Origin of the sequence: Rhodoferax antarcticus ANT.BR, from assembly GCF_001938565.1 — a bacterium.
GTDB lineage: Bacteria > Pseudomonadota > Gammaproteobacteria > Burkholderiales > Burkholderiaceae_C > Rhodoferax > Rhodoferax antarcticus.
The window spans coordinates 1-19,211 of record NZ_MSYM01000012.1 but is presented as its reverse complement, the minus strand read 5'-3'; the positions used below and the strand labels follow the sequence as shown (position 1 = coordinate 19,211).

Sequence of the window (19,211 nt, the reverse complement as noted above, 5' to 3'; positions counted from 1 at the left end):
CCTATCAAAGCCTGGCTGACCACTACAGCCTGACGATCATTCCGGCGCGCCCCCGAACCCCGAAAGATAAAGGCAAGGTGGAAAACGGCGTGCTGGTGGTAGAGCGATGGATCTTGTTTCGATTGCGCAAGCGAGTCTTTCATCAGCTACACGACCTCAACCAGGCCATTCAGGAACTGTTGCTGGACCTTAACCAACGCAAGTTTCAGAAACTGCCCGGTTCGCGCCGGAGCACCTTTGAAGCGCTTGACCTGCCCGCCATGCAACCCCTGCCCAACGGCGATTTCGAGTATGCCGAGTTTCGGCGGGTGCGTGTCAGCATGGATGGCTGCGTGTCCGTGGATGATCGGCCATACAGCGTGCCGCAGACCCTGGTCCGCAAGGAGGTGGAGTTGCGGCTGACGGCGGGTGTCATCGAAGTGCTCTACGGTGGCCGCCGTGTTGCCAGCCACCAGCGGACGCCTGGCAGCGAGCCAGTGATCGATCCCCTGCACCTGAGCGACTCACAACGGTACTACCGAACCTGGAACAGTGCCAATGAGCTGGACTGGGCGTTGACGGTGGGCCTCAACGTGCATGCCTTTTTGCAGGCCCGATTGCAAGACACGCAGTTCAAGGAACAAGGTTACCGCCTGACCATGGGCCTAAAAAAGCTGGAGCGTGAAGCGGGTGCGCAACGGTTGGATGCTGCCTGCCGCAAAGCCATCGACATCTGTGCCAGTTCGTTACACAACATCCGCTCCATCCTCAAAACCCGCATGGAATCAGTCAGTCAGGGCACGACACAGGAGGCTGACTTTGAACATCACAACGTGCGCGGTGCTCAGTATTACCACTGAGCGGTCAAATATCAACACACAACACTGAACAGGAATTTAACAATGATGACAAATGATACGTTGCGCAAACTCAATGAGCTCAAACTGTTTGGCATGGCCCATGGATTTGACGAGCAGATCGCCAGCGCTTCAGCTACGCATCTGAGTTTTGAGGAACGCATGGGTCTGATGGTGGACCAGGAGGTGACGTTTCGCGATAACCGCCGCTTGCAGCGGCTGTTGGCCATGGCCAAATTGCGCGAGTCAGCGTGCGTCGAGGACATTGACTACCATGCCACTAGAAATCTGGATCGTTCCGATATGGCCTCGTTGGCCTTGTGTAACTGGATTCGCCATGGGGTCAACCTGATCATCACAGGTCCGACCGGGGGTGGCAAGACATGGCTGGCTTGTGCCCTCGGTCATCAGGCTTGCCGGCACGGCTTGTCCGTCGGCTTTCAGCGGCTGCCGCTGTTGCTGGAAGATTTGGGGGTATCCCACGGTGACGGTAGCTTTCGCAAACGGCTGGCCCAGTTGGCCAAGCTGGACTTGCTAATTCTTGACGATCTGGGGATCAATACCCTGACAGCGCAGGGGCGCAGCGATCTGCTGGAGGTCATTGAGCAACGACGCGGCAGGAAAGCCACCTTGATTACCAGCCAGTTGCCGGTTGACAAGTGGCATGACTATTTGAATGGTGGCAACCCGACAGTGGCCGATGCCATCATGGACCGATTGGTCAGTGGTTCACACCGAATTGAGCTCAAGGGGGATTCAATGCGTAAGCCACGGGTTGTCGCAAAGGATAAAAGCAAGGCTTGACAAGCCGTTCGACAACTGGCTTTTACCAACCCGTCCATGTGACGGGTTTTTTATCGACTGGGGTGGCTTTTTTGAGTCGGAATGACTGGCAAGGTTGGCACCGGATTGACTGGCTTCTTTGAACCGGATTCAGTGGCTTCTTTGCCCCGGATTGGGTGGTGTTTTTGGTCCGGAATATGCAACACGCCGAGAGCCCGGTGAAGACGATGGCGGCAGCAACTGCATAGCGCGCAACGCCGTGGGGAATAAATTTCATGAAAATCTCCTATGAGTTGGCAGGCCCACAGGGCCCAAGGGTGGCATTCAGCGAGAGATTCGCTGCTCGCGCTCGGCCACCGGGGCGCCGAGCATGGCATTCGCGTCTTGGGTTCGCAAATGGGCGGATGTTAGGGGTGTGGCGAAGACGCGTCTGTGCCTACGCGCACCAAAGTGCTGGACTCGTCACCGGATCAAAACTCCGTTCTTGGTCGATGATGACACGACATGGCTCTGACGTGCGCCCTTGTGCCACTGCTGATAAAAAGTGCCTCTAGCCCTTGTGAATAAAGCGCTAGCAGCTATAAATAGCAAAGCAAATCAAATCGAATCCGGCATCTCTGAAGTGGCGATGCTTGGGATAAAACGCTTGCTTTGGTCATACGGAAAAACATCAAAAAGGTGCCCCTGAAGGATGCGGTCCTTGTTTTTTTGCCAAAACGCGGCTTCGAGCAGATCGGCATGGTGTTTCATGAATACCTCGCGCACCACCGGGTTGCCCAACAGGAAGGGGCCGAAGGTTTCCGGGAACACGTCTTTCGGGCCCACGGTGTACCAGACTTCGCCCGACATTTCGTCTTCTTCGTTGCGCGCTTTGGGCACCTTGCGGAAGACGCAGTCGGTGATGTATTCGATTTCGTCGTAGTCGTAAAACACCACCTTGCCGTGGCGCGTGATGCCAAAGTTCTTCCACAGCATGTCGCCAGGGAAGATGTTGGCAGCAATCAGGTCTTTCAGGGCGTTGCCGTATTCGATGACGCCGTGCTCCAACTGTTCGCGGGCACGCTGCGCCTTGGCACTGGTGTTGGCAGGGTCGGCACCGCCAGCATCAAACGCGTCCTGCAGGTAGATGTTCAGCGGAATCATGCGCCGCTCGATATAGACGTGCTTGAGGATGACTTCGAGCTGTCCATTGCCGTCGCGGTCGCTGATCTCCAGTTGGCTGGGCGCAAATTTTTCGATCTCGGCAATCAGCTCATCGGTAAAGCGACTGCGCGGAAAGGCCACGGCGCTGTATTCCAGTGTGTCGGCCATGCGGCCAACGCGGTCGTGCTGCTTGACCAGCAGGTATTTGCCCTTGATCTGCTCGCGGCTGGTCTCCTTGGGCGGCGGGTAAAAGTCCTTGATGACCTTGAACACATAGGGAAAACTGGGCAAATCAAACACCAGCATGACCATGCCCTTGATGCCGGGTGCAATGCGGAACTGGTCGCTGGAGTGGCGCAGGTGGTACAAAAAGTCACGGTAGAAGAGGTTCTTGCCCTGCTTGCCCAGGCCGAGCGCGTTGTAGAGCTCGTTGCGCGGCTTGCGCGGCATCATGCTGCGCAGAAACTGCACGTAAGCGCTGGGAATGTCCATGTCCACCATGAAATAGGCGCGCGCAAAGCTGAACAGCACATGCATGTCAACCTCGCCGTGCAGCACCGCGTCAATGCGCAGATGGGTCTCGGCCTTGTTGTACAGAATGGGCAGGGCAAACGGCAGCTCGATAAAGCCGTTGATCAGTTTGCCGACAAGGTAGGCGCCCTTGTTGCGATAAAACAGGCTGGTGAGCACTTGGATCTGGAAGTTGGCGTGGATCTTCACATGGTCAAACAGGGGGGCGATAACGCCCATCACCAGCGCCGTGTCGCGTTTGAGGTCTTCAAACTCGCAGTGCAGGCCAAAATCCAGCACGGTTTGTTGCATTACCTCGCGCATGTTGTAGAGCGTGGGGTAATAGGCACGGTAGCTAGGCAGAGCGTCGGGCGCGCTGTTTTCAATGTACTCGGTGCTAAGCACCGGACGAAAGAAGATGAAGCTGTTCTCAAAATAGCTGCGGTGCAGGATTTTGGTGGTCACCGAGTTGAAAAATGTCTCGGCCAGTTCTGGCTGGTAATGATCGACCAACAGCCCGATGTAATGCAGCTTGACTTGCTGCCAGATCTCCATGGGCTGCTCACCGGCCTTGAACTCGCGCTGCAGACGATTCGAGCACTCGCGCACGCGCATGTCGTAAAACTCGATGCGTTCGCGCTGCGCGCGCTGCTGGCCGGGCCAGTCTGCGGTCTCGAAGCGGTGCTTGGCACGGGCGGATTCGGTGCGAAACAGGCGGTAATGGCGGTTGAAGCCGTTAATCATGGCTTTGGCTATCTCGTAAGCTGCAGTCGAGTCGAGTCGGGTCGCAAACATGGGTGTCTTCAGTTCAGAGGCTGTTGTCAGTCAGCGGCGCGCGCGGGTAACGCCTGAAGGCGTTCTTAAACATCGGCATCACCTCGTGCGAACCTTGCATGGTCACGCCCAGGTCTTTCACCAAACCATCAGCCAAGCCGTAACACCAGCCATGCACTGCCACCTTCTGGCCACGCGCCCAAGCGTCTTGCAGCACATTGGTCATCGACACATTGCCGACCTGTTCAATCACGTTCATCTCGCACAGTGTGTCCTGCTGCTGGGCTAGGCTCAGGTGGTCGAGCCGCTGGCGATGCCGCATCTTGACGTCATGTACGTGGCGCAGCCAGTTGTCGGCCAGGCCCACACGCGTGCCGCGCAGCGCCGCCAGCACGCCGCCACAGCCGTAATGTCCCACCACTATGACGTGCTCGACCTTGAGGTGATCCACCGCGAACTGGATGACCGACAGCGCGTTCAGGTCAGAGTGCACCACCAGGTTGGCGATATTACGGTGCACAAACACCTCACCGGGGTCCAACCCGGTGATCTCGTTGGCGGGCACACGGCTGTCGGCACAGCCGATCCAAAGGTATTTGGGGTTTTGCTGCTCGGCCAGCTTCTTGAAGAAGCCAGGGCGTTGCTGCTCCATGCGCACGGCCCAGGCGACGTTGTTGTCCAGCAGGTTTTGCAGAGAGGATGTCATGATTTATTGCACTGTGAAGGTTGGTTTAATTGCGAGGAATTAGATAATGCCCGTCTTTCGCGAAACTATCAGCAGGTTTCGGCAAACAGTTCGCGCCCGATCAGCATGCGCCGGATTTCTGAGGTGCCTGCGCCGATTTCGTAAAGCTTGGCATCGCGCCACAAGCGGCCCAGCGGGTACTCGTTGATGTAACCGTTGCCACCAAAAATCTGCACGCCCTCGCCGGCCATCCAGGTGGCTTTTTCGGCGCACCACAAAATCACCGAGGCACAGTCCTTACGCACCTGGCGCACATGGTCCGTGCCCAGCAAGTCGAGGTTTTTCGCCACGGTGTAGGCAAAGCTGCGCCCGGCCTGCAGCACCGTGTACATGTCGGCCACCTTGCCCTGGATGAGTTGAAACTCACCAATGCTCTGGCCAAACTGCTTGCGGTCGTGGATGTAGGGGACGACGTTATCCATGACCGACTGCATGATGCCCAGCGGCCCACCGGTAAGCACTGCGCGCTCGTAATCCAACCCGCTCATGAGCACCTTGGCGCCCATGTTCAGCCCGCCGAGAATGTGCGCCTCAGGCACTTCCACGTTCTGGAACACCAACTCACCGGTGTGGCTGCCTCGCATGCCCAATTTGTCAAGTTTTTGCGCGACGCTGAAGCCTGGCATGCCTTTTTCGATCAAAAACGCGGTGACACCACGTGCGCCCAACTCGGGCTCGGTCTTGGCATACACCACCAGCGTGTCGGCATCCGGGCCGTTGGTGATCCACATCTTGCTGCCGTTGAGCAGGTAGTAGCCGCCCTTGTCTTGCGCCTTGAGTTTCATGCTAATCACGTCGCTGCCCGCACCGGGCTCGCTCATGGCCAGCGCGCCCACGTGCTCGCCGGTGATGAGTTTGGGCAGGTATTTGGTGCGCTGCTCTGGCGTGCCGTTGCGCTTGATCTGGTTCACGCACAAATTGCTGTGCGCGCCGTAGCTCAGGCCCACCGAGGCGCTGGCGCGGCTGATTTCTTCCATGGCGATCATGTGCGCCAGGTAACCCATGTTGGCGCCGCCAAATTCCTCGCCCACGGTGATGCCGAGCACACCCAAGGCGCCCATCTTTTCCCACAGGTCCATCGGGAACTGGTCGGTGCGGTCAAGTTCCGCGGCACGCGGGGCGATCTCGGCTTGCGCAAAGTCGCGCACCGCATCGCGCAGCGCGTCAATGTCTTCACCAAGTTGAAAGTTGAGTCCGGGCAGGTTGCTCATGGATTTGTCTCCCTTATAAAAATAGTCAATAGGTTGTGTGAACCGGCATCACTGTTTGTTGCAGCATCCGGCCCTGCCGATTAAAACTGCGCTCCACCCGGTGGTGCGGGGTCTGAATCAGCTGATGAGTGAGCGTCAGGCGCATCGGTGGCAAGCGGGGGGGGGTGGGCTCAAACAGCGGCTGGCTTGGCCGTTGTCGGGGCAGGCTTGGGGGAAGCTTTCCGTTGCGCCTTGGCCAGCAGGGCGCGGGTCTCGCGCTGGTGAACTTTGAGCTCGTCCATATTGGCCTGCATGTCCATCATTTGTGCCTCCAGTTGCTGCTGGTGCTGCGCCAAGACCAGCAAAAACTTCTCCAACTGCGCGGCAGTGTCGCGCGGGCTGTCGTACATGTCGATGATGTCTTTGGCATCGGTCAGGCTTAGGCCCAGACGCTTGGCGCGCAAGGTGAGCTTGAGCCGGGCACGATCGCGCCCGCTGTAGATGCGCGTGCGCCCCCCTGGGCCGCTGCGCTCGGGTTGCAGCAAGCCCATGTCTTCATAGAAGCGCATGGCGCGGGTGGTCAGGTCAAATTCCTTGGCCAGATCGCTGATGCTGTAGGTTTGCGGCATGGGTGATGAATCGGGGTTGGCGGCATGGGTGGCGTTGATTGACGTTAACGTAAACGTCAACGCAAGGCGCGATTATGGCGTACAAATCTCGCGCCGGGTGGCGCTCAACCGCGCCTCAATCCCACTTCGGAACCGACCCGCTTTTAAGCTGCGCACGCTGCGCTGCGTAATCCGGCACTACCGTGCGCACCGTGTCCCAAAAGCGCGGGCTGTGGTCCATCACCCGCAAGTGGCTGAGTTCATGCGCCACCACATAGTCCAGCACCGACAACCTGAAATGCACCAGCCGCCAATTCAGGCGGATGCTGCCGTCAAGGCGGGCGCTGCCCCAGCGCGTGCCGGCATTGCTTAAAGCGAGTTTTTTCCACTGCACGCCCAGCAGCGGCGCAAAGTGGTCCAGGCGCTGCTGAAACAGCTCTCTAGCCTGGCGCATCAACCAGGCCTGCACCCGGTCACGCATTTGCTGCGCGCTGGCGTTGTGTGGCAGGCTCACCCGCAGCTCAAGCGACAGCTCAATCGACGCCCCAGGCGCGGCCAAGGCGGCAATCTGGCTGCTGCTGACCTCGTTCGACCCAGCGTCCTGCGGGCAAGTGACCCATGCGGCGACTGTGCTGGCGCTGACCTCTGCCAACCCCGCGTTCTCGCTCCAAGCGAACAAGGCCGCCCCGCCTGCGCCAAAGCGGCGCTCGGAGTCGAGCCGAAGGGTGAGGGGTTGCCCCAAAAAGGGCAAGGTGGTGCCGTCCTGCCAGACGATGACCTGATCGGCGAGGCGCGCGTGGCGCTCGCGGCTTTCCTGCAATTTGCGCAAAATCCAGTCGGCTTTGGTCTGCAGCGCCGCGTCCACATCGCGCAGGGTGACCCACTTGGGCGCTCGCACCGCCAAGCCATCCGGGCCCACGCTGAAGCCAATGCTGCGCCGCTGCCCCCGGTTGAATGCATAGGCCACCCGTGTTTGCCCCAGCAGCACCTCGCGGCTGGCTTGCGGGTGCGCAAAATCTGCTGCTCTTTTAGGAGCTACCAGCGCTTTATCTACGGGGGCTGGTGGCTTATTTTGCTCAAAAAGATCAAGCGTGAAGCGCAGCAAGGGGTGCATCTCTGAAAACCCGCCGGTGCATCACAGGTAGGCTTCTGTATCGATGCAACGCATCTCGGCCTCGATCCAGGCCTGGGCTTCGCGCATCAGTGCTTTCGGGTCACGGCCAGTGCTCTCGATCATCGGGCCAATCGACACGCGCACCACGCCCGCGTGTTTGACAAAGCCTCGTTTGGGCCAGCAGCGTGCCGTGGCCACGGCGATCGGCACCACCGGCGCACCGCTTTCCACCGCCAAGCGCGTGCCCGCCGTCTGGTAGGTGCCCGCCTCACCACGCGGAATACGTGTGCCTTCAGGGAACATGATGACCCAGTTGCCCTGTGCCAGCAGGCGCCGTCCCTGGTCAATCACGTGCTTCATGGCGACATTGCGCGACGCACGGTCAATATGGATCATGTCAAGCCGCGCCATCGACCAGCCAAAAAACGGAACTTTGAGCAACTCGCGCTTGAATACAAACGCCAGCGGGTGCGACATGAGCGTTGGCAACCACAGAGTTTCCAGGGTGGACTGGTGTTTGGACAGCAGCACCGCGGCACTGGTTTTGCCCAGCGGCAGGTTTTCCAGGCCCAGCACCTCCATGCGCACGCCCAGAATCACCCGCGTGCCCCACATCGCCACCCGAAACCAGCTCACCGCCACCCACCAAGTGGTGGTGCGTGAAGCCACCAGTGACACCGCCAGCACCGCCAGAGTCCAGGGGATGACGGTGAGCGTCATCCACAGCATATGCAATACCGAACGGATCCAGGCCATTACAAGCCTTTTAGGGCTCTAGCCCTTATAGATAGAGCGCTAGTAGCTATTAATAACATAGTAATAATCACGCGACGACACCGCACACCGCACACCGCACACCGCACACCGCACACAGCGCACGAGCACCGCATCAGTTGACCTCTTCCTCGCTGGCCAGCAGATGTTCCACAAACGCTGGCAGGTCGGCGTGCACCTGAGTTTCCGGCGGAAAGGTGTCGGGCAAGGAGCAGCCTTTGTAAACCTCGCCCTTGCCAGTGAGCACCAGATGGGGCACACAGCCCACCGCAACGCCTGCCACCAGGTCACGCACCGAGTCACCCACTGTGGGCACACCTTTGAGGTTGATGCCGTAGCGCTCGCCAATCTGCTCGAACAGGCCAGCCGCCGGCTTGCGGCAGTGGCAGGCGTCATCGGGCGCATGCGGGCAATAAAAAACCGCATCAATGCGGCCACCCACCTCGGCCAACTGTTGGTGCATCTTGGTGTGGATATCGTTCAACTCCGACACCTCAAACAGCCCACGCCCCAGACCCGACTGGTTGGAGGCCACCACCACATGCCAGCCGGCATGGTTGAGCCGAGCAATGGCTGCCAGCGCGCCGGGCACCGGGCGCCACTCCTCGGCCGTCTTGATGTACTCGGCACTGTCAGCATTGATGGTGCCATCGCGGTCCAGAATCACCAGTTTGAGGGGAGTCATGCGGGTCGTCCAATCGCAAAAAAAATCAAGCCGCCAGGCGCGAGAGGTCAGCCACCTGGTTCATCGCCAGATGCAGGGTTTTGAGCAAGCCTAGGCGGTTCAGACGCATGTCCAGCGCCTCGGCGTTGACCATCACGTCTTCAAAAAACGCATCCACCGGCACGCGCAGCGCGGCTAGGGTTTGCAGCGACGCGGCGTAGTCACCCGCATCACATTGCGCCTGAGCGCGCGGGGTGATGTCTTGCATGACGGCATAAAGCGCGATTTCTGCAGGCTCCTTTAAGAGCAGTGCACTCACATGGGCATCGGCCACGGAGGCGGCATCGGCTTTTTTCAGGATGTTGCTGATGCGTTTGTTGGCAGCAGCCAGCGCGGGGGCTTCAGGCAGCACGGCAAACGTGCGCACCGCAGCCAGGCGCTTGGGCACATCCCCCAGGCGCTGGGGTTTGAGGGCCAGCACCGCATCTACTTCGTTCGTCGAATAGCTGGCAGCGACTGTCTTTTCAATCGCCGACGCATCTGCACCTTCGATGGGTGGCGCAGGGTATGCCAGCTCCAGATCTATATAGCCGCGAAGGCGGTCAAAGATGAAGTCGGTCAGTGCCAAGCTGGGGTCCACAATCTTGTCACCAAATACCGGTATGGCAGCTTCCACCAGTTCATCGAGCCGCAGCGACAGGTCTTTCTCAACCAACATGCGAATCACACCCAGCGCGTGGCGGCGCAGCGCAAACGGGTCTTTGTCGCCGGTCGGCAGGTTGCCAACGCCAAACATGCCCACCAGCGTTTCCAGCTTGTCGGCCAGCGCCACCACCACACCGGTCAGGTTGCGTGGCAACGCGTCACCAGCAAAACGCGGTTTGTAGTGGTCTTCAATGGCCTGCGCCACCTCAGTGCTCAGGCCGTCATTGAGCGCGTAATAGCCGCCCATGATGCCTTGCAGCTCAGGGAACTCGCCCACCATATCGGTCAGCAAATCGGTCTTGGCCAGGCGCGCTGCGGTATCGGCCTTCTGGATCAGCCCCTGCGGATCAGACACCTGGGTGGCGGGTTCCAGCAATTCAGCAATAGCCCGGGCGATGTCGCACACGCGGCCCATGCGCTCGCCCTGTGTGCCAAGTTTGTTGTGATAAACCACCTTATTCAGACTCGCCACACGCGATGCAAGCGTCTTCTTGCGGTCCTGGTCAAAGAAAAACTTGGCATCAGCCAGGCGCGGGCGCACCACCCGTTCGTTGCCTTCGATGACCAAGCTGGCATCTTCGGGCGAAATGTTGCTGACCACCAAGAACTGGTTGGTGAGCTTGCCTGCTGCGTCCAGCAGCGGAAAGTACTTCTGGTTGGCCTTCATGGTTAGGATCAGGCACTCTTGCGGCACAGCCAAAAACTGCGGCTCAAACGCGCAAACCAGCACATTGGGACGCTCCACCAGGGCGGTGACCTCATCCAGCAACGCTTCGTCTTCAATAGCGCTTACCGCAGGCCCTACAAGGGCTGCAGCCTGTTTTAGCTGTTGAACAATGGCGGCACGGCGCTCGGCAAAGCTGGCGATCACCGCACCATCGTCGCGCAGGGCTTGGGCGTAGCTGTCGGCATTGGCCAGCACCACTGGCGACTTGGCCGCCTCAAATCGGTGGCCCAGCGTGGTGTTGCCTGCTGTGAGGCCCAGCACCTTGACCGGCACCACCGTGTCGCTGTGCAGCGCCACCAAGCCATGCGCCGGGCGCACAAAGTTCACGCTGCTCCAGCCGGGCAATTCACAGTCGGCCTCCAGTTGGTAGCTCATCACCTTGGGGATTGGCAGCTTGGCCAGCGCCACGTCCAGCGCCTGCTGCAACCCCACCTCCAGTGTGGCGCCATCGACCAGGCTGTCGTAAAACAGCGCCTCGGCCTTGCCATCTGCCGCCTTGCGCAGTGCGGCCACGGCAAACACCGGGTCAGACACGTCCGCACCCAGTGCCTGCAATTTCTTCAACAATGCGGGTGTGGCCAGACCGTCTGCCGACAGCCCCACATTCACTGGCATGAGTTTTTGCTGAACCGCCTTGTCAGCCGCCTTGGCGGCCACATGGGTGATGTGCGCTGCCAACCTGCGCGGTGAGGCAAACGGTGTGACCACAGACTCGGCGCTGGCCAACCCCAACGCACGCAACTGGTCTGCCAGCTGGCCGGCAAACGCTTCACCCAGTTTTTTCAGCGCCTTGGGCGGCAGTTCTTCTACAAACAATTCAACGAGGAGGTTTCTCACAGGGCCACCTTGATTCTCTCTGGGTTCTTGTCGGTCAACGCACTTGGCAACGCGGCGCTGAGTTCAGCCTGACGTGCGGCGTCCACCACCTCGTCAATCCCCGCCGCGCCCAGCACCATCGCGGCAATTTGGCTGGTCGCCATCGGGTAGCCCAGGCGCGCCCGGCTGTCGCGGTAGCTTTGCGCCACACCGCGCGCCAGGTTGCGGATGCGGCCAATGTAGGCCGCGCGCTCGGTCACGCTGATGGCGCCACGGGCGTCCAGCAGGTTGAAGCTGTGCGCGCATTTCAAGACCTGCTCATAAGCGGGCAGCGCCAGCTTCACGTCCATCAGGTGTTTCGCCTGCTTTTCATGGGCGGTGAAGGCGGTAAACAGAAAGTCGGCGTCGCTGTGCTCAAAGTTGTAGGTGGACTGCTCCACCTCGTTTTGCTTGTACACATCGCCGTAGCTCAGTTGGGTACCGTCGGCTGCCGTGGTCCAGGTCAGGTTGTAGACGTTGTCCACGCCTTGCAGGTACATGGCCAGGCGCTCCAGGCCGTAGGTGATCTCGCCGGTGATCGGCTTGCAGTCGATGCCGCCGACTTGCTGGAAGTAGGTGAACTGGGTGACTTCCATGCCGTTGAGCCAGACTTCCCAGCCCAGACCCCAGGCGCCCAGCGTGGGGTTTTCCCAGTCATCTTCAACAAAACGAATGTCGTTTTTCTTCAGGTCAAAGCCCAGCGCTTCTAGCGAGCTCAGGTACAACGCCAGAATGTTGCTGGGCGCGGGCTTCAAAACCACCTGGTATTGGTAGTAGTGCTGCAGGCGATTGGGGTTCTCGCCATAACGACCGTCTTTCGGGCGGCGGCTGGGTTGCACATAGGCGGCTTTCCAGGGCTCTGGCCCAAGCGCTCTTAAAAACGTCGCGGTATGCGACGTACCCGCGCCGACTTCCATGTCATAGGGCTGCAACAAGGCGCAGCCTTGGGCATCCCAATACGACTGCAGTTTCAAAATAATTTGCTGGAAGGTCAACATAAGTTGGAAGCGCCGTTCTGACAGGCACTTGAAGTTGGGGAAAGGCACGCCAGAGCGCGCGCACCAAATGACAATTTTACGGGCTAGGCACGCGTTCAGGACAGGCCGCCTCCAGCGGGCTGTCCTGAAGAGCGCCGCCCCACCAAGCGAGGCAAAAAGTCGGTTGAATCAAACCCACGACGCCAACACTGCTGATCCGGCCCTGTGAACTTTGGACCGTCGCTGAGTGCTTTACGCAATGGTGCCGTTGTGAAAATTTCATACCGCAGAGGCCCGGCGCAATAGGAAGCGCGTTGGCAAACCCAAGGCGCTAGCGCGCTAACGCTGACGCTGCATCAACCCTGCCAGCAACACCACCGCTAGCGCGGCCAGCCACAGAGGCCACAAGCCGAGCTGCGACATCCATCTGGCATAGGGTGTCAGGCCGGTTCGCCCTTGCACCATGCCTTGCAGTGCTGTCGCGGTGTGGGGCTGCGCTGAATGGGTGATGTCACCGTGGCGGTTGACGATAGCCGTGTGGCCCGTATTGGTAGCCAGCAAAAAGGGCCTATCAAACTCCAGCGCCCGCACGCGGGCAATTTGCAGATGCTGGTCCATGGCCAGGTGTTCGCCAAACCAGCCCAGGTTGCTGATGTTGACCAGAATGGTGGGCGCCTTGGCTGCATCCACAAACTGGGTGGCCAATTCGTTGCTGTAGAGGTTTTCATAACAAACCGTCGCTGCCAAGCGCTGGCCTTGCCAATTAAAGGTGGGCTGCGGCAAGCCGCCGCGGCTGAAGTCGCCCAGCGGGATGTGCATGAGGTCGGTGAACCAGCGAAACATCGGCGGAATAAACTCGCCAAACGGCACCAAATGGTGCTTGTCATAACGCCAGGGCGCCATTTGCCCGGGTTTAAAACCCACCACGGAGTTGGTGTAACCCTCAGTAAAACTGCCCAACGGCAGGCCCACCAAAGCCGCCTGTTGACCCGTGGCAAAACGCTGCTGCAACATGCTCCAGTAGCCATCGGGCAACTGCTCCGGTAGTACTGCCAGCGCGGTTTCAGGCGTGATGATGAGGGCACTTGGGCTGGCCTGCAGTTGCTCGGCGTACCAGCGCAAGGCTTTAAGCACGCCGGTGGCAGGCTCGAACTTCTCTTCCTGGGCGATATTGCCTTGTAGCAGGGTGACGCTGAGCTCGCCCTGATCCGCTCCCTGGATTACGGGCAAAGCCGACGGCAGCACCAGCAAGGCCAACATAACGACAACTGCCAGTCCCTTGTTCTTCAGGATCGGCGTAGTCAGAGCGATGGCCAACAACCCCGCCAACACGGCGGCGAACCAAGACACTCCGTACATCCCGACCCAAGCCATCAAGGGCTGCAAGGGACCATCAAGCTGGGCATAGCCCACCGCCCCCCAACCAAAACCAGTCAGCCACTGGCCGCGGGCAAGTTCTGCCAACAGCCACAGCGAAGCAAAAACAATAGCTGCCAGCGCTTTATTCATTAGGGCTAGAGGCCAAAAAACCCAACAGGCTGCTGCGTAATAGATCGCCAGCGCTCCCGCCAGCGCCAAAACCGCCAGCACAGCCAGCGGCGCAGGCAAGCCGCCGTAAGTATGCATGGAGGTAAACAGCCAGGCGAAGGTCGCTGCGAGCCAGGTCAAGGTAAACAACCAACCCCGCCACGCCGCTTGGCGCGCATTCGGCGCACGCATCAGCAAGTTGACCAGCGTTGCCATCGACAGCACTTGCAGCCACCAGACGGTATTCCCCCGCATCAGACCGAGCACAGCCAAGCTTGGCGGCATGACGAAGGGCCACGCGGTGCTGGCAGCCTGCAGAGCGCCAGCCAGAAGGGCCACGAGCAGCGCTACCGGTGCCGTAGACCGCGAACGGGGAGACTCAAACAAACCTGGTCCCGGCGCATCAACCGGGCTGCTCGGCGGCCGGCGACACCTTGAACCACTTGACCGCACCGCCTTTGGTGTGCAACACAACGAAGTTCAAACCGGCCATCACATGGTGCTCGCCACGCCTGGGCACATGCCCCATTTCATGCGCGATCAAACCACCAATCGTTTCGAATTCGTCTTCCGGGTCGGTGCTGTCGAGCGTGACGCCAAAGGTGTTTTCCACCCGCTCAATCAAGGTGTCACCGCTGACCCGGTAGGTCCGTTCAGCAAGTCCGAAGATGTCACCCGCATCATCATCGATATCGAATTCATCTTCGATCTCACCGACGATCTGTTCCAGCACATCTTCAATCGTGATGAGACCTGCGACGCGGCCAAACTCATCAATCACGATCGCCAGGTGGTTGTGGTTGCTCTGAAAGTCGCGCAGAAGGTCGTTCAGACCCTTGCTCTCGGGCACAAACACGGCCGGGCGCAACAGCGCGCGTATGTTGAGTTCGGGTGCGCGCTGAAGTTTAAGCAGATCTTTGGCCATCAAGATGCCAATGATGTTTTCACGCTCGCCCTCAAATACTGGAAAACGCGAGTGTGCAGTGTCAATCACGCCATGCATCATCGCGTCGTAAGGGTCTTCGATGTTGACCAGCTCCATGCGCGTGGTGGGCACCAACACGTCCCCGGCAGTCATCTCCGCCATGCGGATGACACCCTCAAGCATCTTGCGGGAGTCAGCGCCAATGAGCTGGTTATGCTCAGCCTCAGCCAACGTTTCGATCAATTCTGCGGTGGAGTCAGGGCCGGGATGGATAAATTCCGCCACCTTTTGCAGAAAAGTGCGGGTATCTTCCCGTTCAAAACGGGCGGGATTGGGGTCGGACACGGCCAGTAGCGCAGGACATGCAGTTGTTGAACAGAGCCGTAGGATAGCGGATTGCGCTGACGGCCAGACCACCTGCAAGAATCAGTTGAGGTGATCTTCTCGTTTGGCGGGCATCCATGCACGCTGCAGTCCGGCGTAGGTGTCCCAAAACTGCTTGGCTTGGGCCTTGATCTGGTAATTAGCCTGGGCCAGATGCTCTTCCACCATTTCTGCCATCTGACTGTGGAACGTGGCAGGCGTCAAACTCAAATGCGCTTCCGACTCGGCGCCGTCACGCACCACCGTGGCGCCTGCGCGCCTGGCGATCGTCAACATCGCCGTGTTTTCACTGAGCACGTGCACATACATGGTGGTCACGCCCTCGTTGCGTGCGTGCATCACTGCTCTCTCGAACAAGCGGCCACCATAGCCCCGACCACGCACCGGCTCCAGCACCGAGACACCAAACTCAGAAGAACCACTGACCCGCGAATCGCTGGAGAACGCCAAGTGCGCCATGGCAATCAATTTAAGGCGCCGGTTGTAAATACCAAAAATCTCATCGCGGTCAAAATTCAGCCCGGCCACATAGGCTCGAACCTGCTCGTCTTTTGCAGCAAAACCAAACCGGTAATATCTGTCATGTTGACTCAATGTCAACAAATGTTCAGCGATCCGTGCTCGGTGGTTTTCGCCCAGAGAACGAATCGGAACCATCAGGTTAGGCTGGGGCAACTCACCCATGGAGAAAGCACCGCTAACAGCGGTCGGGTTCACCTTGAAGGCATCAGGTGTCTCGTGAGGCATGATCATTTCAAACATGGCCTAACTGTACGGGTTTTCCCTAGTGTCATGACCCTAATGAGAGAGAAAAAGGTGCATATTGTGGCGTTTAACGTGGCAACTCAGCCCAATGGATCCTAAACTGCACAGCATGAAGGCTTCCAAAAAAATCCGGGACGCGATGGCAAGGGTTGATGAGCTTCGTCGCCTAACAGCTGACAGCCCCAATTTGGCAAGTGCACTGCATGCCATCAAATCTTGGCAGTCAAAACGCTTTGCGCAAACCTATCAAGACTTGCTGGAATCAGAAGACTACGCCGGTTGTGCTCGTTTTTTTCTTGAAGAGCTCTACAGTGAACGCAACTACAGCCACCGAGACGCACAATTCGCCAAAGTGGCAGGAGCGATTGAACTGACATTTCCAGAAAATGTGATCGCGGTTGCGGTATCCCTTGCTGAGCTCCATGCCACCACCGAGCGACTCGATCACGCCATGGCCAGTTGCTGGAACCACACAAACAATGCTTCGCCAAGCGAACGTTACTTAGACGCCTGGAAGAGCGTGGGCGAACCAGCAATACGACACTGGCAATTACAAACTGTTTTGCATATTGGCCAAACACTCGCGGAACTCACTCAAAAACGTGGCCTGCGACTTTTGTTGAAGATGATGCGTCGACCTGCTGAAATGGCGGGGCTGGGCGATCTGCAGACTTTTCTTGAAACCGGGTTTGAGCGATTTGGCCGTCTTACAAAGACAGACGGGCAAGCGACACATTTTTTAACAACGATCAGGGAGCGCGAGATGACTTGGCTCAACGAACAATTTGGAGCCACAAATGCAGGCCACAAAGCAAAAAACGCCCAATCAGATGACTGGGCGTTTAGGGCGTTGGGAGCCTGACGATGACCTACTTTCACACGGGAATCCGCACTATCATTGGCGCAGAGGCGTTTCACTGTCCTGTTCGGGATGGGAAGGAGTGGTTCCACCTCGCTATGGTCGTCAGGCAAAACTTTTATCTTTTTGACGTTTTTGGTGTCAAGAAGATCAATTTATAGAGTTAATCAGCTTCATCGAATGAACGAACCTGTATGCAAGGGTATTGCGTTACAGGATTTTTGAATGCGTCAACTTGGCATAACTACCTTGAAACACTGTTAGGTGAATCAAAGTTATAGGGTCAAGCCGCACGAGCAATTAGTATCGGTTAGCTCAATGCATTGCTGCACTTACACACCCGACCTATCAACGTCCTGGTCTTGAACGACTCTTCAGGGGGCTCAAGGCCCCGGCAGATCTCATCTTGAAACGAGTTTCCCGCTTAGATGCTTTCAGCGGTTATCTCTTCCACACGTAGCTACTCGGCAATGCCACTGGCGTGACAACCGATACACCAGAGGTGTGTCCACTCCGGTCCTCTCGTACTAGGAGCAGGCTTCCTCAAATCTGCAGCGCCCACGGAAGATAGGGACCAAACTGTCTCACGACGTTTTAAACCCAGCTCACGTACCTCTTTAAATGGCGAACAGCCATACCCTTGGGACCGGCTACAGCCCCAGGATGAGATGAGCCGACATCGAGGTGCCAAACACCGCCGTCGATATGAACTCTTGGGCGGTATCAGCCTGTTATCCCCAGAGTACCTTTTATCCGTTGAGCGATGGCCCTTCCATACAGAACCACCGGATCACTATGTCCTGCTTTCGCATCTGCTCGACTTGTCAGTCTCGCAGTTAAGCACGCTTATGCCATTGCACTATCGTCACGATGTCCGACCGTAACTAGCGTACCTTCGAACTCCTCCGTTACGCTTTGGGAGGAGACCGCCCCAGTCAAACTGCCTACCATGCACTGTCCCCGATCCCGATAAGGGACCTAGGTTAGAACCTCAAACACACCAGGGTGGTATTTCAACGTTGGCTCCATAGAATCTAGCGACCCTACTTCAAAGCCTCCCACCTATCCTACACAGATCTGTTCAAAGTCCAATACAAAGCTACAGTAAAGGTTCATGGGGTCTTTCCGTCTTTCCGCGGGGAGATTGCATCATCACAAACATTTCAACTTCGCTGAGTCTCTGGAGGAGACAGTGTGGCCATCGTTACGCCATTCGTGCAGGTCGGAACTTACCCGACAAGGAATTTCGCTACCTTAGGACCGTTATAGTTACGGCCGCCGTTTACTGGGACTTCAATCAAGAGCTCTCACCCCATCATTTAATCTTCCAGCACCGGGCAGGCGTCACACCCTATACGTCCACTTTCGTGTTTGCAGAGTGCTGTGTTTTTAATAAACAGTCGCAGCCACCGATTTTTTGCAACCTCATTGGGCTCCAGGAGTAAATCCTTTCACCTACTAAAGGCACACCTTCTTCCGAAGTTACGGTGTCAATTTGCCGAGTTCCTTCTCCAGAGTTCTCTCAAGCGCCTTAGAATACTCATCTCGCGCACCAGTGTCGGTTTGCGGTACGGTCGTGTGTAGCTGAAGCTTAGTGGCTTTTCCTGGAAGCAGGGTATTACTCACTTCGACAGCAAGCTGTCTCGTTATCACCCCTCATCTAAGCCCGGCGGATTTACCTACCAGGCACGACTACAGGCTTGAACCAACATATCCAACAGTTGGCTGAGCTAACCTTCTCCGTCCCCACATCGCACTACACATCGGTACAGGAATATTGACCTGTTTCCCATCAACTACGCATCTCTGCCTCGCCTTAGGGGCCGACTCACTCTACGCCGATGAACGTTGCGTAGAAAACCTTGCGCTTACGGCGAGGGGGCTTTTCACCCCCTTTAACGCTACTCATGTCAGCATTCGCACTTCTGATACCTCCAGCACGCTTCTCAACGCACCTTCACAGGCTTACAGAACGCTCTCCTACCACGTGCAATAAATTGCACATCCGCAGCTTCGGTAACTGGCTTGAGCCCCGTTACATCTTCCGCGCAGGACGACTCGATCAGTGAGCTATTACGCTTTCTTTAAATGATGGCTGCTTCTAAGCCAACATCCTGACTGTTTTAGCCTTCCCACTTCGTTTCCCACTTAGCCCGTTTTAGGGACCTTAGCTGGCGGTCTGGGTTGTTTCCCTCTTGAGTCCGGACGTTAGCACCCGGTGCTCTGTCTCCCAAGCTGTACTCGTCGGTATTCGGAGTTTGCATTGGTTTGGTAAGTCGCCATGACCCCCTAGCCAAAACAGTGCTCTACCCCCAACGGTAATACTTGAGGCACTACCTAAATAGT

At 57.9% G+C, this 19,211-nt stretch carries 16 protein-coding genes and 2 rRNA genes; 3 read left to right on the top strand and 15 right to left on the bottom strand.

From position 1 onward, the window contains the following. The coding region (locus tag BLL52_RS20750) for a Mu transposase domain-containing protein (protein WP_420852624.1) at positions 1-839 on the top strand (839 nt) is incomplete at its 5' end. A gap of 42 nt (positions 840-881) precedes the next feature. Further along, on the top strand, positions 882-1,640 hold the full coding sequence (gene istB, locus BLL52_RS08625) for an IS21-like element helper ATPase IstB (RefSeq protein ID WP_075586301.1): 759 nt from the start codon (positions 882-884) through the stop codon (positions 1,638-1,640). Between the two features lie 22 nt (positions 1,641-1,662). Here istB and BLL52_RS20340 read toward each other — a convergent pair whose 3' ends face one another. The 13 genes from BLL52_RS20340 to BLL52_RS08565 form a co-directional block, all read right to left on the bottom strand. Then, positions 1,663-1,896, bottom strand: coding sequence for a hypothetical protein (locus BLL52_RS20340; RefSeq protein ID WP_139313348.1), 234 nt, complete (start codon positions 1,894-1,896; stop codon positions 1,663-1,665). Positions 1,897-2,216: 320 nt separating this feature from the next. Next, the gene (gene aceK / locus BLL52_RS08620; RefSeq protein WP_075586300.1) at positions 2,217-4,067 is read right to left on the bottom strand and encodes a bifunctional isocitrate dehydrogenase kinase/phosphatase; all 1,851 of its coding nucleotides are present in this window, start codon (positions 4,065-4,067) and stop codon (positions 2,217-2,219) included. Positions 4,068-4,080: 13 nt separating this feature from the next. After that, entirely contained in the window at positions 4,081-4,752 is a 672-nt protein-coding gene (gene can, locus BLL52_RS08615; RefSeq protein ID WP_075586299.1) for a carbonate dehydratase, read from the bottom strand. 68 nt (positions 4,753-4,820) lie between these two features. Beyond that, complete coding sequence (locus BLL52_RS08610) at positions 4,821-6,002, bottom strand: isovaleryl-CoA dehydrogenase (protein WP_075586298.1); 1,182 nt, start codon at positions 6,000-6,002, stop codon at positions 4,821-4,823. A 170-nt stretch (positions 6,003-6,172) separates the two neighbouring features. Then, positions 6,173-6,610, bottom strand: coding sequence for a MerR family transcriptional regulator (locus BLL52_RS08605; RefSeq protein ID WP_075586297.1), 438 nt, complete (start codon positions 6,608-6,610; stop codon positions 6,173-6,175). Between the two features lie 115 nt (positions 6,611-6,725). Beyond that, positions 6,726-7,703, bottom strand: a complete 978-nt coding sequence (locus BLL52_RS08600) for a M48 family metallopeptidase (RefSeq protein ID WP_075586296.1) — start codon at positions 7,701-7,703, stop codon at positions 6,726-6,728. 21 nt (positions 7,704-7,724) lie between these two features. After that, positions 7,725-8,459: a lysophospholipid acyltransferase family protein gene (locus BLL52_RS08595; RefSeq protein ID WP_075586295.1), complete on the bottom strand. Its 735-nt coding sequence runs from the start codon at positions 8,457-8,459 to the stop codon at positions 7,725-7,727. 133 nt (positions 8,460-8,592) lie between these two features. Next, entirely contained in the window at positions 8,593-9,162 is a 570-nt protein-coding gene (gene gmhB / locus BLL52_RS08590) for a D-glycero-beta-D-manno-heptose 1,7-bisphosphate 7-phosphatase (RefSeq protein WP_075586294.1), read from the bottom strand. Positions 9,163-9,187: 25 nt separating this feature from the next. Next, positions 9,188-11,410 carry a glycine--tRNA ligase subunit beta gene (gene glyS, locus BLL52_RS08585; protein ID WP_075586293.1) on the bottom strand — a complete coding sequence of 741 codons (2,223 nt, stop codon included), beginning with the start codon at positions 11,408-11,410 and terminating at the stop codon, positions 9,188-9,190. Continuing rightward, positions 11,407-12,426: a glycine--tRNA ligase subunit alpha gene (glyQ, locus tag BLL52_RS08580; RefSeq protein ID WP_083633863.1), complete on the bottom strand. Its 1,020-nt coding sequence runs from the start codon at positions 12,424-12,426 to the stop codon at positions 11,407-11,409. Before glyQ ends, glyS begins: the two co-directional genes overlap by 4 nt. A gap of 318 nt (positions 12,427-12,744) precedes the next feature. Then, positions 12,745-14,271 carry an apolipoprotein N-acyltransferase gene (gene lnt, locus BLL52_RS08575; RefSeq protein ID WP_241839089.1) on the bottom strand — a complete coding sequence of 509 codons (1,527 nt, stop codon included), beginning with the start codon at positions 14,269-14,271 and terminating at the stop codon, positions 12,745-12,747. Positions 14,272-14,335: 64 nt separating this feature from the next. Beyond that, positions 14,336-15,202, bottom strand: coding sequence for an HlyC/CorC family transporter (locus BLL52_RS08570; protein ID WP_075586291.1), 867 nt, complete (start codon positions 15,200-15,202; stop codon positions 14,336-14,338). Between the two features lie 81 nt (positions 15,203-15,283). Next, a complete protein-coding gene (locus BLL52_RS08565; protein WP_075586303.1) occupies positions 15,284-15,925 on the bottom strand; it encodes a GNAT family N-acetyltransferase in 642 nt (213 codons plus the stop codon). A 190-nt stretch (positions 15,926-16,115) separates the two neighbouring features. Here BLL52_RS08565 and BLL52_RS08560 point away from each other — a divergent pair, with 190 nt between their 5' ends. After that, positions 16,116-16,868, top strand: a complete 753-nt coding sequence (locus BLL52_RS08560) for an FFLEELY motif protein (protein ID WP_139313347.1) — start codon at positions 16,116-16,118, stop codon at positions 16,866-16,868. Here the strand turns inward: BLL52_RS08560 and rrf are convergent. Together rrf and BLL52_RS08550 are read right to left on the bottom strand one after the other, a co-directional pair. Then, a 5S ribosomal RNA gene (gene rrf / locus BLL52_RS08555) occupies positions 16,863-16,975 on the bottom strand. The genes BLL52_RS08560 and rrf overlap by 6 nt on opposite strands. Positions 16,976-17,144: 169 nt before the next feature. Further along, a 23S ribosomal RNA gene (locus BLL52_RS08550) occupies positions 17,145-19,211 on the bottom strand; the annotation flags it as partial.